This is a genomic window from Rhizobium sp. 'Codium 1', assembly GCF_020889605.1.
In the GTDB taxonomy this organism is placed as follows: Bacteria; Pseudomonadota; Alphaproteobacteria; order Rhizobiales; family Rhizobiaceae; genus Allorhizobium; species Allorhizobium algae.
Genome location: NZ_JAJGPW010000002.1, coordinates 758,299 through 775,140, shown reverse-complemented (window position 1 = coordinate 775,140; position 16,842 = coordinate 758,299). Strand labels below are relative to the sequence as shown.

The 16,842-nt window shown below is 60.9% G+C and carries 15 protein-coding genes; 11 read left to right on the top strand and 4 right to left on the bottom strand.

Annotated elements, in window-relative coordinates; translation table 11 throughout:
- Positions 1-2: 2 nt before the first annotated feature.
- Entirely contained in the window at positions 3-770 is a 768-nt protein-coding gene (locus tag LJE98_RS08820; RefSeq protein ID WP_229574780.1) for a GntR family transcriptional regulator, read from the bottom strand.
- Between the two features lie 480 nt (positions 771-1,250).
- Between LJE98_RS08820 and LJE98_RS08815 the strand changes: the two genes are divergently transcribed.
- The 5 genes from LJE98_RS08815 (at position 1,251) to LJE98_RS08795 (ending at position 6,702) form a co-directional block, all read left to right on the top strand.
- On the top strand, positions 1,251-2,435 hold the full coding sequence (locus tag LJE98_RS08815) for a Gfo/Idh/MocA family protein (protein ID WP_229574779.1): 1,185 nt from the start codon (positions 1,251-1,253) through the stop codon (positions 2,433-2,435).
- Positions 2,436-2,447: 12 nt separating this feature from the next.
- Positions 2,448-3,332, top strand: coding sequence for a carbohydrate ABC transporter permease (locus LJE98_RS08810; RefSeq protein ID WP_229574778.1), 885 nt, complete (start codon positions 2,448-2,450; stop codon positions 3,330-3,332).
- On the top strand, positions 3,329-4,189 hold the full coding sequence (locus LJE98_RS08805) for a carbohydrate ABC transporter permease (RefSeq protein WP_229574777.1): 861 nt from the start codon (positions 3,329-3,331) through the stop codon (positions 4,187-4,189). The genes LJE98_RS08810 and LJE98_RS08805 overlap by 4 nt, the downstream gene beginning before the upstream one ends.
- Before the next feature lie 62 nt (positions 4,190-4,251).
- Positions 4,252-5,472 (top strand): ABC transporter substrate-binding protein, encoded by a 1,221-nt coding sequence (locus LJE98_RS08800; protein ID WP_229574776.1) that lies wholly within the window; start codon positions 4,252-4,254, stop codon positions 5,470-5,472.
- 99 nt (positions 5,473-5,571) lie between these two features.
- Positions 5,572-6,702 carry a sn-glycerol-3-phosphate ABC transporter ATP-binding protein UgpC gene (locus LJE98_RS08795; protein WP_324255823.1) on the top strand — a complete coding sequence of 377 codons (1,131 nt, stop codon included), beginning with the start codon at positions 5,572-5,574 and terminating at the stop codon, positions 6,700-6,702.
- A gap of 159 nt (positions 6,703-6,861) precedes the next feature.
- Here the strand turns inward: LJE98_RS08795 and LJE98_RS08790 are convergent, their stop codons facing one another.
- From LJE98_RS08790 to LJE98_RS08780, 3 genes are read right to left on the bottom strand one after another with little or no spacing between them, the layout of a single operon-like run.
- The gene (locus tag LJE98_RS08790; RefSeq protein ID WP_229574775.1) at positions 6,862-7,953 is read right to left on the bottom strand and encodes a D-TA family PLP-dependent enzyme; all 1,092 of its coding nucleotides are present in this window, start codon (positions 7,951-7,953) and stop codon (positions 6,862-6,864) included.
- The gene (locus tag LJE98_RS08785; protein WP_229574774.1) at positions 7,950-9,431 is read right to left on the bottom strand and encodes a M81 family metallopeptidase; all 1,482 of its coding nucleotides are present in this window, start codon (positions 9,429-9,431) and stop codon (positions 7,950-7,952) included. The genes LJE98_RS08790 and LJE98_RS08785 overlap by 4 nt, the downstream gene beginning before the upstream one ends.
- 38 nt (positions 9,432-9,469) lie before the next feature.
- On the bottom strand, positions 9,470-9,961 hold the full coding sequence (locus tag LJE98_RS08780) for a hypothetical protein (RefSeq protein WP_229574773.1): 492 nt from the start codon (positions 9,959-9,961) through the stop codon (positions 9,470-9,472).
- Positions 9,962-10,073: 112 nt separating this feature from the next.
- Between LJE98_RS08780 and LJE98_RS08775 the strand changes: the two genes are divergently transcribed.
- Genes LJE98_RS08775 through LJE98_RS08750 form a run of 6 tightly spaced genes read left to right on the top strand, consistent with a single transcriptional unit; the run spans position 10,074 to position 16,833 of the window.
- A complete protein-coding gene (locus tag LJE98_RS08775; RefSeq protein ID WP_229574772.1) occupies positions 10,074-10,460 on the top strand; it encodes a RidA family protein in 387 nt (128 codons plus the stop codon).
- A gap of 16 nt (positions 10,461-10,476) precedes the next feature.
- Positions 10,477-11,343, top strand: coding sequence for a MurR/RpiR family transcriptional regulator (locus LJE98_RS08770; RefSeq protein ID WP_229574771.1), 867 nt, complete (start codon positions 10,477-10,479; stop codon positions 11,341-11,343).
- A 31-nt stretch (positions 11,344-11,374) separates the two neighbouring features.
- The gene (locus tag LJE98_RS08765) at positions 11,375-12,151 is read left to right on the top strand and encodes an SDR family oxidoreductase (RefSeq protein WP_229574770.1); all 777 of its coding nucleotides are present in this window, start codon (positions 11,375-11,377) and stop codon (positions 12,149-12,151) included.
- A 26-nt stretch (positions 12,152-12,177) separates the two neighbouring features.
- Positions 12,178-14,109 carry a beta-N-acetylhexosaminidase gene (locus tag LJE98_RS08760; RefSeq protein WP_229574769.1) on the top strand — a complete coding sequence of 644 codons (1,932 nt, stop codon included), beginning with the start codon at positions 12,178-12,180 and terminating at the stop codon, positions 14,107-14,109.
- A gap of 13 nt (positions 14,110-14,122) precedes the next feature.
- A complete protein-coding gene (locus tag LJE98_RS08755) occupies positions 14,123-15,562 on the top strand; it encodes a M81 family metallopeptidase (protein WP_229574768.1) in 1,440 nt (479 codons plus the stop codon).
- 59 nt (positions 15,563-15,621) lie between these two features.
- Positions 15,622-16,833 (top strand): MFS transporter, encoded by a 1,212-nt coding sequence (locus LJE98_RS08750; protein ID WP_229574767.1) that lies wholly within the window; start codon positions 15,622-15,624, stop codon positions 16,831-16,833.
- The last annotated feature ends 9 nt before the right edge of the window (positions 16,834-16,842 follow it).

The window sequence follows — 16,842 nt, the reverse complement described above, 5'->3', positions numbered from 1 at the left end:
TTTCAGTCTTGGGGCTTCATGGGCGAGCCGATGCCGAGTTCGGCAACCAGATCATAGGCGTCGCTGCGATAAAGGGCGCGCGACATTTCCATCACGCGACCGGTTTCGAGATAGGCGATGCGCTGCACTGACAGTGCCGCAGAGCCCGGCGGGACACCGAGCAGCTTGGTTTCCTCGTCCTTCAGCAGAACGGCGGAAATACGCTGATTGGCGCGTACAGGCCGGATACCGGCGTCGAGCAGGCAGAGGTAGAGGGAATCCTCTATTTTTTCCGGATCCGGCAGAAGGTCATCCGGCAGACTGGTGCGTTCCAATGCGATCGGCATGTCGTTGGCGGTTCTCAAGCGGTCGATCCGCGCGACGCGCGCGCCGCTGACAAGGCCCAGCATCATGGTTTCTTCGGCCGTGGGATAAAACAGGCCGCGCCCCAGCCAGCGGGAGCCTGCGACCATGCCGCGCCGGCGCATGTCTTCGGTGAAGGAGGTGAGCTGACTGAGCGGCTGCTGCATGCGCGGGACGGGCTTGACCACAAAGGTCCCGGAGCCGCGGCGGCGAACGAGCAGGCCTTCTTCCACCAGTTCGTCGATCGCCTTGCGCACAGTCACGCGGCTGATGTCTGCCGCTTCGGCAATGTCGCGTTCTGCCGGCAGGGCATCGCCGTGCTTCAGGCGCCCCGAGGCGACGGCGTCCTCGATCATCTTGCGAAGCTTCACATAAAGCGGTCCGCCGCGCACCATCTGGAGCTGTTCAAGGGGGAGGGCTGTGCTCATGCGGCAAATCTGCCCCAGCGATGGCGTGGCTGCAAGCAGATGGCAGCGACGGCAATCCTCATCAACTTCTGCATGCTTCCGTCCCGGCGTTGGTCTTTGCGAAACAATACCAACCAGAGACCTATTTCGCAAATGGTTTTGAAGCTCTGACCTGATTTCTGAGGCGTTTTAGAAATTTCGCCGTGAAAACAGCATTTTGCGCGTTTTTCAAAGATTTTCGGCGAGCTCAGCTTTACGATTGGACTAGTTTTGGTATCTTAAATTAACGATTGGGGAAGATCGCAATCCAAATCCTTTGCGCTGGCATGCCCTTGAGGTTTCTGCCGTGGCTGGGAAGTGGAGTGCCAGATCTTCATCCAGTATCGCGAACGGTCATGAAAACAATTTTCATCAATGCTGGGATTTTCGCTTCCTGTGTTGACGATCTTGGAAAAGTGACGCAGTCTGCGAAAAATAATTACGAAAGCAGGGGAATGTATCATGAAGGTCGCGATTATCGGACTCGGATTCCGTCTCGGATATCTGGGTCGGGTGTTCAGGGAGATTGATCCGAGCTTCGAGATCGTTGGTTATGTCGATCCGGCTCCGGCCGGCATGCCGACGCTCGATGAATACGGTATTTCCCCCGGCAAAGCTTATGGCACCCCCGAGGCGCTCATCGCAGGCGAAAGCTTCGACCTCCTGATGATCGGGTCGCCGAACCACATGCATCTGGAGCATATTCGTCTCGGTCTCGAGGCAGGGCTCACAGTCTTCACGGAAAAACCCATCGTCACCAGCATCGAGGAGAGCTATGCGCTGGCCTCGCTGCTCCACACGCATGGACATGACCGGCTGCTCGTCGGCCTGGTTCTGCGGTATTCCCCGCTCTATCGCGATCTGCGCAAGGCGCAGGAGGAGGGGCGTCTCGGCAATGTCGTGTCGATCGAAGCTTCCGAGCACATTCAGCCCTATCACGGTGCCTTCTTCATGCGCGACTGGCGCCGCTACGGACGATATGCCGGTGGTTTCATGCTGGAAAAATGCTGCCACGACCTCGACCTCTACAACGGCGTGGTCGGTGCCCGTCCGCGTTTCGTCGCAAGCTTTGGCGGCCGCAAGAGCTTCGTGCCGGAGAATGCGCCCGAGGCCACCGGTATCAACGACCTCAATGTCTATCACCGCAAGCCGAGCGGCTGGCAGGGCTCCGACAAGGTCTTCGACAGCGACGGCGACATCATCGATTACCAGACTGCCATCGTGGAATACGAGAACGGCGTGTCGATGACCTTCCATACCAATCTCAATGTGCCGGACGAATTCCGCCGCTTCTGCGTGATCGGATCCAAGGGCATGGCGGAAGGCGATTTCGTGCGTGGTTTCATGGATGTGCATGACGCCCGCACCAATGAGAAGGTCATTGCCAACACCTACAAGGCGCCTTCCGCGCTTTCCCAGCACTACGGCGCCGATGAGCAGATGGCCGAAGATGTCATCGCCTTCGTCAATTCGGGGGCAAAGCAGCCGGTGTCTGCAATCGATGCGCTGGAAGCCGGCATGCTTGCGCTTGCCATGGACGAGGCCCGCCTCGGCCGCAAGGTTGTCGATCTGAAACCCGTCTGGGAAAAGTTCGATGCATGCCTTCATGGACCCGCCGGCGTTTCCGCCCGCGCGCGTTCGGCATAAGGGAGCGGTCGGATGCAAGCTCGCCAAAGCGCCATCACCTTCGCCTGGCTGCTGATCGCGCCGGCCCTTCTCTATATCACGGCCATCGTAGCCTATCCGCTGGTCGACACCTTCATTCTCTCATTCACCGACGCTTCGCTCAGGAAGACGACGAACTGGGTGGGCTGGGTGAATTACGAGAAGATCTTCAACGACACCTTCGCGACCGTCATCGTCAGGACGTTTATCTGGACCTTCTTCTCGGTGTCGATCAAGATGATCATCGGCACCTTCGGGGCTGCCATGCTGAACACGGCCGTGCCGGGTCGTACGCTCTTCCGCGTGCTCACCATGCCACCATGGATCGTACCCATGGCGATCGGCATCTTCATGTGGGGCTGGATGTATAACGGCCAGTTCGGGATGATCTCCGGCGTCCTGCAACGCACCGGCGTGGTCGATGGTCCGGTTGCCTTCCTCGCCTATGGCTCGACGGCCTTCTGGGCGACGATCTTCACGGATGTGTGGATCGGCGTGCCGATGGTGACGCTCTACATGCTCGCCGCCATGCAGGCGATCCCGCAGGATCTGTACGAAGCTGCCTGGACCGATGGCGCGGGGCGCTTCTACCGCTTTCGCCGGATCACCCTGCCGCTGATCCTGCCCGCCATGATCACCATGTCGATGATTTCGCTGATCTCCACCTTCAACTCCTTCGACATCATCTGGATCCTCACGCGCGGTGGCCCGAGCGGCGAGACCACGACAATGATCATCGACACCTATCACACGGCGATCGGGTCCAAGAAATACGGCGAGGGTGCTGCCCGGGCAGTCCTGATCTGTATCTTCCTCTCGATCTTCTGCGTCGCCTATTTTCGCGTGACCAGCCGTCTTTCGCAGGAGCATGCACGATGAGCTACGACAAGACAGCCCTGATCAACCGCTATCGTTGGTATGAACTGGTCGGCATCTATGCAGGTATCGCCGTGTTCCTGACCTTTGTGCTCGCGCCCTTCGTCGAAGGTTTCCTGGTGTCGCTGAAGCCGCTCAGCCAGCTCTTCTCCTCGCCCTATCGGTTCTTCCCGGAGAATGGTTCGTTCGACGCCTACATCACGATGTGGGACAGCGTGCCAGGCTTTGCGCGATACATCTTCAACTCCTTCTTCATCTCGACGATCGCGACCCTTGTCGTGCTGCTGCTTGTCGTGCCGGCCTCCTACGCCTTCGCCCGGTTCGAGTTTCGCGGCCGGGGGCAATTGCTCGGGGCCTTCCTCGCCGTCAACATGTTCTCGGGCGCGGTGCTGCTTATCCCGCTCTTCCGGCTGATGCGCTCAATGGGGGTCCTCAACACCTATTTTGCCATGATCGTGCCGGGTGTCGCCTTCCTCATCCCGACCGCCATCTGGCTCTTGCGCACCTATATGATGCGCATCCCGCGCGAGCTGGAAGAAGCAGCCTATGTCGATGGTGCCAGCTATTTCTATACGTTCCGTCGGGTCGTTCTGCCGCTCGCAATGCCGGGCATCGCCGTCGTCGCCATCACCACCTTCATCGGTGCCTATGCCCAGCAGTTCATCTTCGCCCTGACCTTCAATTCCAAGACCGAATACATGCCGCTGCCGATCGGGCTTTTTGCCTATTTCGGCCGTCAGGAGGTCATCTGGAACGAGCTGATGGCGGCGAGCTTCGTCGGGATCGCGCCTGCCATGATCGTGATCTTCTTCCTGCAACGCTACCTCGTCAGCGGGCTTACCGCCGGTGCGGTGAAGTAGGGCTGCCAACAAAATTCGGGTCAACCGGACGCTTTCAACCTGTCAACAAAGGGGAACTATCGATGACAAGAAAACTGACCATGCTCGCAGGCTCGTTTGCCCTGCTCGCCAGCTCCGCGCTCACCACGCTGGCGGCTGACCAGGAGATCAGCTGGATCTATTGCGGCGACAAGATCGACCCGATCCACGAGAAGTACATCGCCGAATGGGAAGGCAAGAACGAGGGCTGGAAGGTCAAGCCCGAGGTCGTCGGCTGGGAACAGTGCCAGGACAAGGCCACGACTCTTGCCGTCGCCGGTACGCCCGTTGCCATGGCTTATGTCGGCTCGCGCACGCTGAAGGAATTCGCCCAGAACGAACTGATCGTTCCGGTTCCGATGACGGATGAGGAGAAAGCCTCCTACTACCCGAACATCGTCGAAACAGTGACCTTCGAAGACACGCAGTGGGGTGTTCCCGTCGCCTTCTCGACCAAGGCACTCTACTGGAACAAGGATCTGTTCAAGGCTGCCGGCCTCGATCCGGAAACCCCGCCGAAGACCTGGGCTGAAGAGATCGAGTTTGCCAAGCAGATCACGGAAAAGGCTGGCGTCGCCGGCTACGGTCTGCCCGCCAAGACCTTCGACAACACGATGCACCAGTTCATGCATTGGGTTTACACCAACAATGGAAAGGTCATCGACGGCGACAAGATCGTCATCGACAGCCCGGAAGTACTTGCAGCGCTCCAAGCTTACAAGGATATCACACCTTACTCCGTCGAGGGTGCGACCGCGTATGAGCAGAACGAAATTCGCGCCATCTTCCTCGACGGCAAGGTCGGTATGATCCAGTCGGGTTCGGGCGCCGCCTATCGTTTGAAAGACACGAAGATCAACTGGGGTGTTGCCCCGCTGCCGCGCGGCCCATCGGCCCAGGGTGAAGGCACACTGCTGATCACCGACAGCCTGGCGATCTTCTCCGGTTCGGGCGTCGAGGAAAAGGCGATCGAGTTCGCCAAGTACATCACCTCGACCGATATCCAGCACGAATACGAGCTGCAGGGCGGCGCTGGCCTCACCCCGCTGCGCCCCGGTGCGGTCGTCGACCAGTTCGTCACCAACGAGCCTTTCTGGAAGCCTTTCATTGACGGCATCGCCTATGGCGGTCCCGAGCCCCTCTTCACCGACTACAAGGGCTTCCAGAATGTCATGATCGAGATGGTCCAGTCGGTCGTCACCGGCAAGACCGAGCCGGCCGATGCGCTGAAGAAGGCTGCAGCTGATCTCGAGCAGTACAAATAATCTCGGGCGACCGAGGCTCCGCGGGCCGGGTCCGGCCCGCGGATTTCATCAGGCATATTTGGCCGGTCAACGACGGACCGGCAGTGGAGACTAAGGGTCGTGGGTCAGCTATTTCTGAAAAAGGTGCGCAAGTCGTACGGGCATTTCGAGGTCATCAAGGGTGTCGATCTCGAGGTGAATGACGGTGAGTTCGTCGTTTTCGTCGGGCCATCGGGCTGTGGCAAGTCCACGCTGCTCCGCATGATCGCGGGTCTCGACGACACAACCGATGGTGACATCGTGATCGATGGCGAGCGTGTCAACGACAAGCCGCCTGTCGAGCGCGGCATCGCCATGGTCTTCCAGTCCTATGCGCTTTATCCGCATATGTCGGTCTTCGAGAATATTGCCTTTCCACTGCGCGTCGAGAAGCTCTCCGAGGCGACGATCCGCGAGAAAGTGGGGGCTGTCGCGAAGATCCTGCAGCTTGATCAGCGTCTGCAGCAGCGTCCCGGCCAGCTTTCCGGCGGCCAGCGCCAGCGTGTCGCGATCGGCCGGGCCATCGTGCGCGAACCGAAGATCTTCCTCTTCGACGAGCCGCTCTCCAACCTGGATGCGGCGCTTCGTGCCGACATGCGTATCGAGCTGACCAAACTGCACCGCGACCTTGAAGCAACGATGGTCTACGTCACCCATGATCAGATCGAGGCCATGACCATGGCAGACCGGATCGTGGTGCTGAATGCCGGCAACATCGCCCAGGTAGGCGCGCCGCTCGAACTCTATCACAAGCCGCAAAACACCTTCGTTGCCGGCTTTATCGGTAATCCCAAGATGAACTTCGTGCCGGTCACCTGTGTCGGTGTCGATGCCATTGGGGTCACTATTTCCTATGAAGGCCAGACGGCGCTGATCCCGGTCGACGGGCGCTCCGATCTTGTCGGCCAGACGCTGACGCTCGGCATTCGCCCCGAACACACACGTCTGAGCGATGGTGACATCAACATCATGGTAACGCCCGCCGTCATCGAGCGGCTTGGCATCAATACCATTGCCTATGCGGCCTTGCCAAATGGCGAGCCTTACTGCGCGCTGCTCCCTGGCTCTGCCCCGGTGCGTCCCGAACAGCCTATGACAACAGGCATCATGGCTGCCGACTGCCATCTGTTCGACGCCAACGGCCAGGCTCTGGAACGGCGCATCGACTGGCGCACCCTCGACCTCCCGGCGTCCGTCAAGGCCGCCAGTTAAAGCTCCTCCCGGCCCTGCCAAAGGCCAATCCCCTGGTCCGCCTTCGGGCGGACCTTTTTTTATATGGAGGGAGCGGACTTCTCCACCTGGAATGCGTCCGAGATCCGCAAGTCGCCCGCCGGCATGCGCTCGGGAACGGCTTTGCAACAGTCGCTGCTGCTACCAGACGAGCCCGCGAGCCGCGACGTCTTCCACGCGGGTGACGATGCCGTCGCGGTGGAAGGTCATGAGGTCGAAGAGGTTGGAGACGACGCAGGTGTGGTTGGGGATGATCCTGACCTTCTCGCCGATCTCCGGTCGCCGTCCCTGAACCTTCGACAGATCAACCGTGCCATGCTCTTCGGAGAGGCCGCAAATTACGGCGTCCGGATACTCGACTATGACGCCGTAGTCAGAGAAGCCGAGGAGGTCAGAGGTGAGGGCCTTGGAGCCTGCGTCGAGGATGGCACGATCCTCGGTCGGGCGGGAGACGACGGTGGCAAGGATAGACATGGCGCAGTCGTCAAGGCTGCAATGGCCGGCCCTTGCCATGGCGCGGTCGTTGTAGACATAGGTGCCGGCCCGGTGCTCGGTCGCCGAGGGTACTTTGTGGGCGAAGAAGAGGCTGGGCGTGCCGCCATTGGAGACGATGGGGCAGGGGAGGCCACGGGTGGCGAGGCCCTCGCGTGTCGTCGCGAAAAAGGCCTCCACGGCTTCTTCGCTATTCGCCTTTGGATAGGTCAGGATGCCGCCGAAGGTCAGGCCGGGGGCCGCGGCGATCGTCTCGGCGAGCGCAATGGCCGCCTCCGGGCTCTGGACGCCGCAGCGTCCGCCACCCGTGTCGCATTCAACGAGAACGCTCAGCGGGCGTTCAGCAGCAAAGGCGGCAGAGAGGCCGCGGATGGTGATTTCGCTGTCTGCCACAACCTTCAGGCCGGAAATGCGGGCATTGAGCGGAACGAGGCGTTTCAGCTTCTCGGGACCAAGAATGTTGAAGGTGATCAGCAGGTCTTCGAAGCCGGCATCGGCAAAGACCTCTGCTTCGGTGATCTTCTGGCAGTTGATGCCCTTCGCGCCCGCCTTGACCTGTTCGGCGGCGATCGCCGGGATCTTGTGCGTCTTGATGTGCGGACGGAAGGCGAGGCCATGACTGTACATATAGTCCTGGACGCGGGCGATGTTGGCGGCAAGCCTGTCCTCATCGACCAGGGGAAGCGGGGTCGACAGTTCTGCAATCGGCTGACCGATCCTCGGGCGGGGAAGTTGCATCATGCGGCCTCATTGCCCTCGGGCGTATCATGCGGGTTTGCCATGATCGGCCAGATATCGCGGCGCACATGGCGATAGGCTGTCTTGGCCGGGTCGTTCGGATAGGGCGTGCCGGCGGCACAGTACAGGATGTCCGAGGCGATCTGCGAGAAGGCGGCGTAGAAGTGGTTGGTCGACTTGATGACGAGGAGATGCTTGCTCGTCGGGTCAATGCCAAGGGCCGTGAAGAGAGAGGGGTCATAGCTCTGCACCCGGACCGAGCTCAGGATGATGTCGATGCCATCAAGCCGGATATGGGCCGCATCGCCGAAGGGCGCGATGCTGTCGCCGAAGCGCATCTCGGCATTGGCCACGACCTTGACCACCTTGACGAGACCATCGATCGGATGGCCGGTGCCGGGCGCAGACTTTGCGCCGAAGCGCAGCGGGATTTCAGCACCTTCGCCGGCCGCCATGCAGATCTGCACGGCGATCGGATCCCAGATCATGCCGATTGCAGCATTGGTCACGCCACGCGCCAGCATTTCCGCGAGGATCACGGTCGCATCACCCGCCGTGCCGCCACCCGGATTGTCCCACATGTCCGCAATGACCACGGGCCCTTGCGGATAGGCGAGCGCATGGTCGAGGGCCGTCTTTTCGTCGATCTGCGGCATCATGAAGGTGCCGCGCCGGGCGAATAGTTCGAGGCCGAGGTCGCGGGCAAGCATGGCGCCCTTTTCCGGATGGCCGTTGGTCACGGCTATGGTCTTCGTTCCCATCTCCGGCACATCGCCCGCCATGAAACCATGAATGACAGAGAGCGACAAAACCTCTGCATCCATTTTCTCGATGGCCATAAGCCTGTCAACAAAGCTGCGCATCGGCTCGCGCGATGTCGGGAAGATATCGATCATCCGGCAGTCAAAGACCGACATGACGGGTTTCGCCCGGCCTTCCAGCGTGTCGACCGCGATACGCCAGAGATCTTCGGCGCGATCGACGAAATCTGTGTGCGGGAATTCCTTGAAGACGACGAAAAAATCAGCGGCTGCGACGCGCTTCGCCGTCAGGTGGCTATGCGGATCGAGTTCGGCGCAGAGCAGGATGTCCGGGCCGATGATCTCGCGGATCCGGGTCAAGAGATCGCCTTCCGGGTCGAGATAACCGTCGGCGACCATGGCGCCATGCAGGCCGAGCACGACAGCATCAACGGGCAGTGCTGCCGTCAACTGGTCGAGGATCTCGTCGCGCAGGCTCTCATAGGTCTGCCGATTGACGAGACCCGCCGGGTCCGCCCAGGTTGCGGTGCCCTCGATCAGCATCCAGCCCTTCTCGGCGCAGACCTTGCGGCCGACGGTGATCGGCGCCGTGCAGAGCGTTGGTGTCGCGGGGTGCTCACCCGGAGGCGCGTAGAGCGAATCCTCGAAGGCGCGCCGGTCGATGCAGATCGGGGAGAAGGTATTCGTTTCCGTTGCAAGCGCGGCGGTGAAGATGCGCAAGGGCCGACCTCCGGGGTCTTGAGGGTTCGAGGGCGGGTTCAGCGCTTGCCCATCGGATTGGGCAGATAACCGGTAAAGCCGGAGATTTTCCAGCGGCCTTCATGCAGTCGGCAATAATAGAGCGTCTGCCAGCGCATGACATCGAGCGTGCCGTCGGCCTTCTTGAGGCCACCGTCGAACTTCTTGCGCACGAGGGCCGTCTCTCCGGAAATCTCGATCTCCTCGAGTGTCGTCGTGGTGAAGATCGCGGTGCGCGGATCCTCGCCGTAGCTCTGGGCGGCAAAATCCTTGGCCTGCTTCAGCCATTCGTCGCGATAGGCGGCGAGATTGGGGAAGGCCAGCGTCCACTTGTCCGCATCCTCCTCGCGATTGCCACTGATGCCGATAAAGCCGTCCTCGACGAAATCATGTGCGACCATGCTCCAGTCGGCGGCCAGAAACGCATCGATGTCGCGAGGGACGAGCATCTCCCAAATGGCATGGCGGGCTTCGTCCGTGGCCGGAAACGGATTCTGGAATGGGTCGCGCATTTCTTCCCCGTCTTTAAATTCTTTTCATGGATGTGAATTTTCTCTGGTCAAAATCGGTTTTTTATGGTCGCTTGTCAACGATCGAAGAAAATAATTTGCATAAGGGGTATCCATGACGATCAAGCGTTACGGGGCCGAAAAGGCGGGTGCAGGTGGTCAGCGTTTGCCGTTTGCGCGCGCCGTCGAGGCCGATGGCTGGCTCTATGTTTCCGGTCAGGTGGCGATGGAAGACGGGGAAATCATCCCGGGCGGCATAGTCGAGCAGACCCACAAGACGATCGCCAATGTCATCGCCATTCTTGACGAGGCCGGCTACGGCCTTGAACATGTCGTGCGCTGCGGCGTGTGGCTGGATGACCCTCGCGATTTCTGGACCTTCAACAAGATCTACCAGCAGTATTTCGGCGAGCACCCGCCGGCGCGCGCCTGTGTTCAGGCTTCGATGATGGTCGATTGCAAGGTCGAAATCGACTGCGTAGCCTTCAAGCCTTCGAAATAAGAGAGAGGGCAGGGCATTGGATATCTTCGCACGCATTCAGGAAGAGGCAGGGCAGTTTTCGGCCTCCGAGCAACGCATCGCGGATATCCTGCTCAATTCCTTCGATTTCGCGGTCAATGCCTCGATCATCGAACTGGCCGAAAAAGCAGAGGTCTCACCGCCGACGGTCACGCGCTTCTGCCGTCGTCTTGGCTGCCACAACTTCGCAGATTTCAAAGTGAGCCTCGCGCGGACTGCCTATGTCGGCGTGCGCTATCTCAATCCCGAAGCACAGAGCACCGAGCCGGCCGATGTCGCGACCGATGTAATCACCAAGGCGCAAAATGCCATGTTCATGGTGCATCGGGCGCTCGACCCCGTGATGCTTGATAAGGTCGCGGACAGGCTTGCGCGGGCGGAGATGGTCTATGCCTTTGGCTCAGGCGGCAACTCCTCGATGATCTCGGGCGAACTGCAGAACCGTCTTTTTCGCCTCGGCTCGCGGGTCACCGCCTCAGCAGACCATAATATGCAACTGATGCTGACAGCGGCTGCACGCTCGAATGATGTGTTGATCGGCTCGTCGTTTTCGGGGCGCAATACCGAGCTGGTGAAGTGTTTCAGGCTCGCGCGCGAGAACGGCATCACGACGATCGCGCTCACCCAGAGCAACAGTCTGGTGGCGGAAGCCTCCGAACTTGTCATCGGCATCGACCTCCCGGAGGGCGAAAACATCTTCCGGCCGACCTCTACGCGCTTTGCCTATCTCGCCGTCGTCGACGTGATCGCAAGCCTGGTTGCCTATCGCAATCGCAAGCAGTCGCAGGTGACGCTGCGCCATATCAAACAACAGCTGGTCGAGCACCGCGATGGTGGGGATGACCGGCAACTTCTCGGAGACTGAACCATGCCCGCATCGATGTCGGAGACCCGCCGTGACGCATAAGGTTGCTGTCGTGACCGGAGCTGCCGGAGATATCGGTCGGGCGATCGCAAGGCGCCTTGCCGACAGCCACGACGTTGTCGTGCTGCTGGATCTGGATCGTCAGGCGCTGGAACAAGCGATGATCGAGCTCGATGATGAAGCTCGCTTCGTCTCGCTCGTCTGCGATGTGACGGACGAAAAGGATCTTGCCGAGACCGCCGCGCGCATCGCGACCCATGGCCTCGTGCATACGTTGGTCAACAATGCCGGTGCGGCGCGGGCCGTCAGCCTCGGTGATACCGATGGCGAGATCTGGCGCAAGGACAGTGCACTCAATCTCGAAGCGCCCTTCCTCTGCTTCCGCGCGTTTGAGGAGGCGCTCAAGGCGTCCAAAGGTTCGCTCGTCAACATCTCCTCGGTCAACGGCATGGCCGTCTTCGGTCACCCGGCCTATAGCGCGGCCAAGGCAGGGCTTATTCACCTCACCAAACTGATTGCCGTCGAATATGGCAAACATGGTATCCGGTCGAATGCGGTCGCACCGGGTACCGTGCGCACCCAGGCCTGGGAGGCGCGGGCCGCCGCCAACCCTGATGTCTTCGAAGAGGCCAAACGCTGGTACGCGCTGCAACGCATCGCGACTTCTGAAGATATCGCAAATGCCGTGTTCTTCCTGTCGAGCGATCAGGCGGCTGCCATCACAGGCGTCTGTCTTCCCGTCGACTGCGGCCTGACGGCCGGTCAGGCCGAACTCGCGCGAACATTCTCGCAATCCGACAACTATTGATACCGAAAAGCCCGGAGCATTCCCCCATGGCAAACGAAGTTCAGTTCCGTCTCGAAAATGCGTGGCATCCCGTGGAGGGCGATGACTGCGGCGCCTTCGTCTTCACGCTGGTCAATCTCTCTGATGTCGCGCTTGCCGATTTCAAGCTGGCCTACACCTCACTCACCCGCGTGAAAGACGTGCAAGAGCCGATCCTGGAGAATGCTGTCTTTCTGAAGCGCAATGCCAATTTCCACCAGTTTGCGCCACCTGCCGGCTTCGTGCTGCAGCCGGGAGCCTCCTGGACTTTCCGCGTCGGCGGTCTGTGGCGACCGGCGAAGCATCGGACGGACGGGGCGAAATCCGCCTTCATCACCCTTTCCACCGGCCAGCATACGGCCGTTGCGGTGGCCGACCTGATGCTTGGCGCTGGCGACAGCGCACCGCCGCCGGCCCTCCTGCCTGAGGGCAAAGTCTCCCAGCCTTTCGCCATGCTGCCCTGGCCGGCGTCGGCCGAACTGGTGCCGGGTGAAGGTTTCCCTGTCGCGCTCTATCCTGCCGACGGTGCCTCGCTTGTTGAGTTGCGCGCCGTCGAGAACGTGTTGCGTCTCTTTTGCCGTCTCTTTGCCGTCGGCCATGCGCCGCTGTCGCTGGCGCCGGTTCACCAAGGGCGGGCGATTTCCTTCAAGTCGGACGAGGCCCTTGGTGTCTCCGTCTATAGGCTGGACTTTGCGGGTGACGGCATCACGCTCGCCTATGGTGATGTCGCCGGCCTGCAATATGCGCTGACACTGCTTGCCCAGATGCTGCATGGAGCCCGCACGCAGCCGGATACCTTCCGCTTCCCGGCTTCCGGCGTCGTTGCGGACAAGCCGCGCTACGGCTGGCGCGGTTGCCATCTCGATGTCTCCCGCCAGTTCTTCCCCGTTGCCGACGTCAAGCGGCTCATCGACATCCTCGCCTGGTTCCGGATGAACACCTTCCACTGGCATCTGTCCGACGACGAAGCCTGGCGTCTCGAAATCAAGGCCTTCCCGCAGTTGACAACGCTTGGCGTTTTGCGCGGACCCGACGAGCCGCTCTTGCCGCAGCTTGGCAACGGGGCCGAACCGGTCGGCGGCTTCTATGCGCAGGACGAGGTGCGCGATATCGTTGCCCATGCAGCAGCCCTGCAGGTCGAGGTGGTGCCGGAGATCGACGTCCCCGGCCACAGCACGGCCATGCTTGTTGCCCTGCCGGAGCTCGTCGATGGCCAGGAAGCGCCCGACAGCTATCGCTCGGTTCAGGGCTATCCGAACAATGCGCTGAACCCGGCGATCGAATATACCTACGAGGTGCTGGGCAAGGTCTTCGACGAGATGGTCGAGCTCTTCCCATCGACGCTCATCCATATCGGTGGTGATGAAGTGGCGGCCAATACCTGGATGGCATCGCCACTCGCCAAGAAACTGATGGAGCAGGAGGGTATCGAGGGGACCTTCGGGCTACAGAGCTATTTCATGAAGCGGATCCAGAAGATGCTGGCCGAGCGCGGCCGCAAGCTCGCCGGCTGGGACGAAGTCAGTCATGGCGGCGGCGTCGATCCCAAGGGGACAGTGCTGATGGCCTGGCAGAAGCCGGAGGTCGGGCTGGAACTGGCAGAACAGGGCTACGACGTCGTCATGACGCCGGGCCAGGCTTATTATCTCGACATGGTGCAGGACGAGGCGTTTCAGGAGCCGGGTGCGAGCTGGGCCGGCACCGTGCCGCCGAAGCACACCTACGCCTATGAGGCGGTCGCCGAGTTTCCAGCCGAGCTTGCGGCCCGCATGCGGGGTGTCCAGGCCTGCATCTGGTGCGAACACTTTCTGACCCGCGACTACTTCAACCACCTCGTCTTCCCGCGGCTTCCAGCCATTGCCGAGGCGGCCTGGACGCCGAAGGAAAACAAGGACTGGCTGCGATTTGCCGCCACCGTCCGTTTGAGCCCCCGCTACTGAGGATCCCAGTCCCATGACATTCCGCATTGCCGTTGGCGGTATCCATACCGAATGCTCGACCTCGTCTCCCGTCCTGATGCAGCCGGAGGATTTCCGTGTGCTGCGCGGGCCGAATCTGCTGGCGCATGAGTATTTCGACTTCCTCGATGCCGAGGATGTCGAGCACCTTCCGCTTTTGCATGCTCGTGCCGTTCCCGGTGGGCCTCTGGCGCGCGCCACTTACGAGGGGTTCAAGGCGGAATTCCTGGAGCAGCTGAGGGCCACACTGCCGATCGACGGGCTCTATCTCGCCATGCATGGCGCGATGAATGTGGAAGGCATGGATGATGCCGAGGGCGACTGGATTTCGGCGGCGCGCGCCGTTGTCGGTCCGGACGTGCCGGTGGCGGCAAGCTATGACCTGCATGGCAACGTCACCCAGAAGATCGTCGACCAGCTGGACATCTTCGCCGGTTATCGCACGGCGCCGCATATCGATGTGCGGGAGACCATGGTGCGGGCCTGGTCGATGCTGGTCCGCACGTTGCGCACGGGCGAAAAACCCGGTGTCGCCTGGGCGCCGGTGCCGGTTCTCCTGCCCGGCGAGCGGACCTCGACCGAGGACGAGCCGGCCAGGAGCCTCTATCTGAAGCTGCCTGAGCATGATGCAGTCCCTGGTATCTGGGACGCCAATCTGATGGTTGGTTATGTCTGGGCCGACGAACCGCGCGGCACGGCCTGTGCCGTGGTCACGGCGGTCGACAAGGCTGCGGCTGAGAAGGTCGCGGCTGCCATCGCGCAGTCATACTGGGATGCGCGCGAGGATTTCCGTTTCGGTCCCGTGACCGGCCCGCTGGCGAAGATGCTCGATATTGCCGAAAGCACCGAGACACGGCCGATTATCCTCGCCGACTCCGGGGATAACCCGACCGGGGGTGGCGTCGGCGATCGAGCGGATGTGCTGAAGGCACTTCTGAGGCGGTCAATCGACGAGGTTCTGATTGCCGGTATCACGGATCGACCTGCCATCGAACGCTGTTTTACAGCCGGCGTCGGTTCGCGGGTCACGCTCATGGTCGGCGGGTCTCTGGACCCGGCTAGCCCTTCCGTCGAAGTGGAGGCAACTGTCGTCTTTCTCGACGATCCCGGCTCCGCTGCCGATCAGCAGGCGGTCGTGCGGATCGGAGACATCACGCTGGTGCTTGCCGCGCGGCGTCGGCCCTATCACAATATCGCGGATTTCACCCGGCTTGGCCTCGATCCGACCAAGGTGCGGCTGCTGGTGGTGAAGTCAGGCTATCTGTCGCCGGAGCTTTCGCCGGTCGCCAATCCGAACCTGATGGCGCTGACGGACGGCGTGATCAACCAGGATATCGAGAACCTGCCCAGCCATCGCCGACATCAGCCGAGCTATCCCTTCGTCAAGGATTTCGGCTATACGGCAAAGGTCTTTTTCTCGACGCGATTCCCTTGAGACCATGATCACCGTGCCGTCCTTCCGGCGGCACGAACTCCAGACCGATAGTTCCCTTCATGTTGTCCTCCTTTTCGGTGGTCTATCGCCACAAGCCGATCCGGGTCAGTGCGGCCGCAATCTTCTTCTTCGGCTTCTCCGGCGCCGCGACGTCGCCCTACATGTCGCTCATCGGCATCCGGGAACTCGGACTGTCAGACGCCGTCTATTCTGTGCTGATCTTCCTGGCTGCCGTGGTGAATGTTTCGGCCAGCGTCACTGCCGGCATTATTGCGGATCGGCTCGGACATTTCCGGTCGCCGATGATCCTGGCCGCCGTCTTCGGCATCGTCGGTTTCGGACTGGTTTATGTGGTCCCGACGCCGGTGATGTTTGCGATCGCGACGCTGGTCCTGATCCCGGTCTTCGGCACGATCAATTCGCTCATCTTCGCCAATATCCGTGCGGTTTCCACCGGCATGGCGGTGCGCGAACTGATGGCGGTGAATTCTGCCGTCCGGGCCATTCTCTCTGCCTCCTGGGTACTGGTACCCGGAATCGTCGGTGCTCTTCTGATCGGTCAGCCGAGCATGCTGCCGGCCTTTCTGCTCGCGAGCCTCGCTTCTGCCGTCTGCCTCCTGCTCTTCGTCTTCGGGCTTGATCGTCAAAAGCCCGTGCAGGAGGGAGAGCGGCAGCACTATTCCTTCTTCCGTTCCATCCGCCAGATCGGCTCGGCAAGCGTCCTGCCTCGGCTTCTGGCGATTTCGCTGATCTCGGCCATGCTGCATGCCAATGGCACCGTCCTGCCGCTGATCGTCACCGGCAAGGCGGGTGGAACACCAGCTGATGTCGGCGTCATCGTCGGGATCGTCGCCTTTCTCGAGATCATCTTCATCCTCTTCTGGGGATGGGTCGAAGCGCGAACCTCCATCCTCTTCGCCATGGTCACCGCAGCACTCATCTATTGCAGCTATCTCGTCTTCCTCGGTCTCGCCGATCGTCCGGTCGATGTCTATCTGCTCACGTTGGTTGCAGGGCTTGGCGCCGCCGGTATCATTGCAATCCCGATCACCTATCTGCAGAACCTGATCGCCGACCGCGCCGGTCTCGGCAGTTCGCTGATTGCGGTCAACATCTTCCTGAGCGGCGGTATGGCCTCGCTGATGTTTGCGCTGGGCACCAGCATCAGCGACTATGCGGGTACGGCGATCATTGCCTCGATTGCCGGTCTTGTCGGGGTCTGCCTGCTCTGGCTGCTTGACGGGAAGTCACGGAAAAAAGCACAGGGTTGAGGGATCGGT

Coding starts and splice junctions, on each gene's coding strand:
- LJE98_RS08750 (WP_229574767.1), top strand. CDS start 15,622: ATGTTGTCCTCCTTTTCGGTGGTCTATCGCCACAAGCCGATCCGGGTC.
- LJE98_RS08790 (WP_229574775.1), bottom strand. CDS start 7,953: ATGATGCAACTTCCCCGCCCGAGGATCGGTCAGCCGATTGCAGAACTG.
- LJE98_RS08775 (WP_229574772.1), top strand. CDS start 10,074: ATGACGATCAAGCGTTACGGGGCCGAAAAGGCGGGTGCAGGTGGTCAG.
- LJE98_RS08800 (WP_229574776.1), top strand. CDS start 4,252: ATGACAAGAAAACTGACCATGCTCGCAGGCTCGTTTGCCCTGCTCGCC.
- LJE98_RS08755 (WP_229574768.1), top strand. CDS start 14,123: ATGACATTCCGCATTGCCGTTGGCGGTATCCATACCGAATGCTCGACC.
- LJE98_RS08815 (WP_229574779.1), top strand. CDS start 1,251: ATGAAGGTCGCGATTATCGGACTCGGATTCCGTCTCGGATATCTGGGT.
- LJE98_RS08820 (WP_229574780.1), bottom strand. CDS start 770: ATGAGCACAGCCCTCCCCCTTGAACAGCTCCAGATGGTGCGCGGCGGA.
- LJE98_RS08780 (WP_229574773.1), bottom strand. CDS start 9,961: ATGCGCGACCCATTCCAGAATCCGTTTCCGGCCACGGACGAAGCCCGC.
- LJE98_RS08810 (WP_229574778.1), top strand. CDS start 2,448: ATGCAAGCTCGCCAAAGCGCCATCACCTTCGCCTGGCTGCTGATCGCG.
- LJE98_RS08805 (WP_229574777.1), top strand. CDS start 3,329: ATGAGCTACGACAAGACAGCCCTGATCAACCGCTATCGTTGGTATGAA.
- LJE98_RS08760 (WP_229574769.1), top strand. CDS start 12,178: ATGGCAAACGAAGTTCAGTTCCGTCTCGAAAATGCGTGGCATCCCGTG.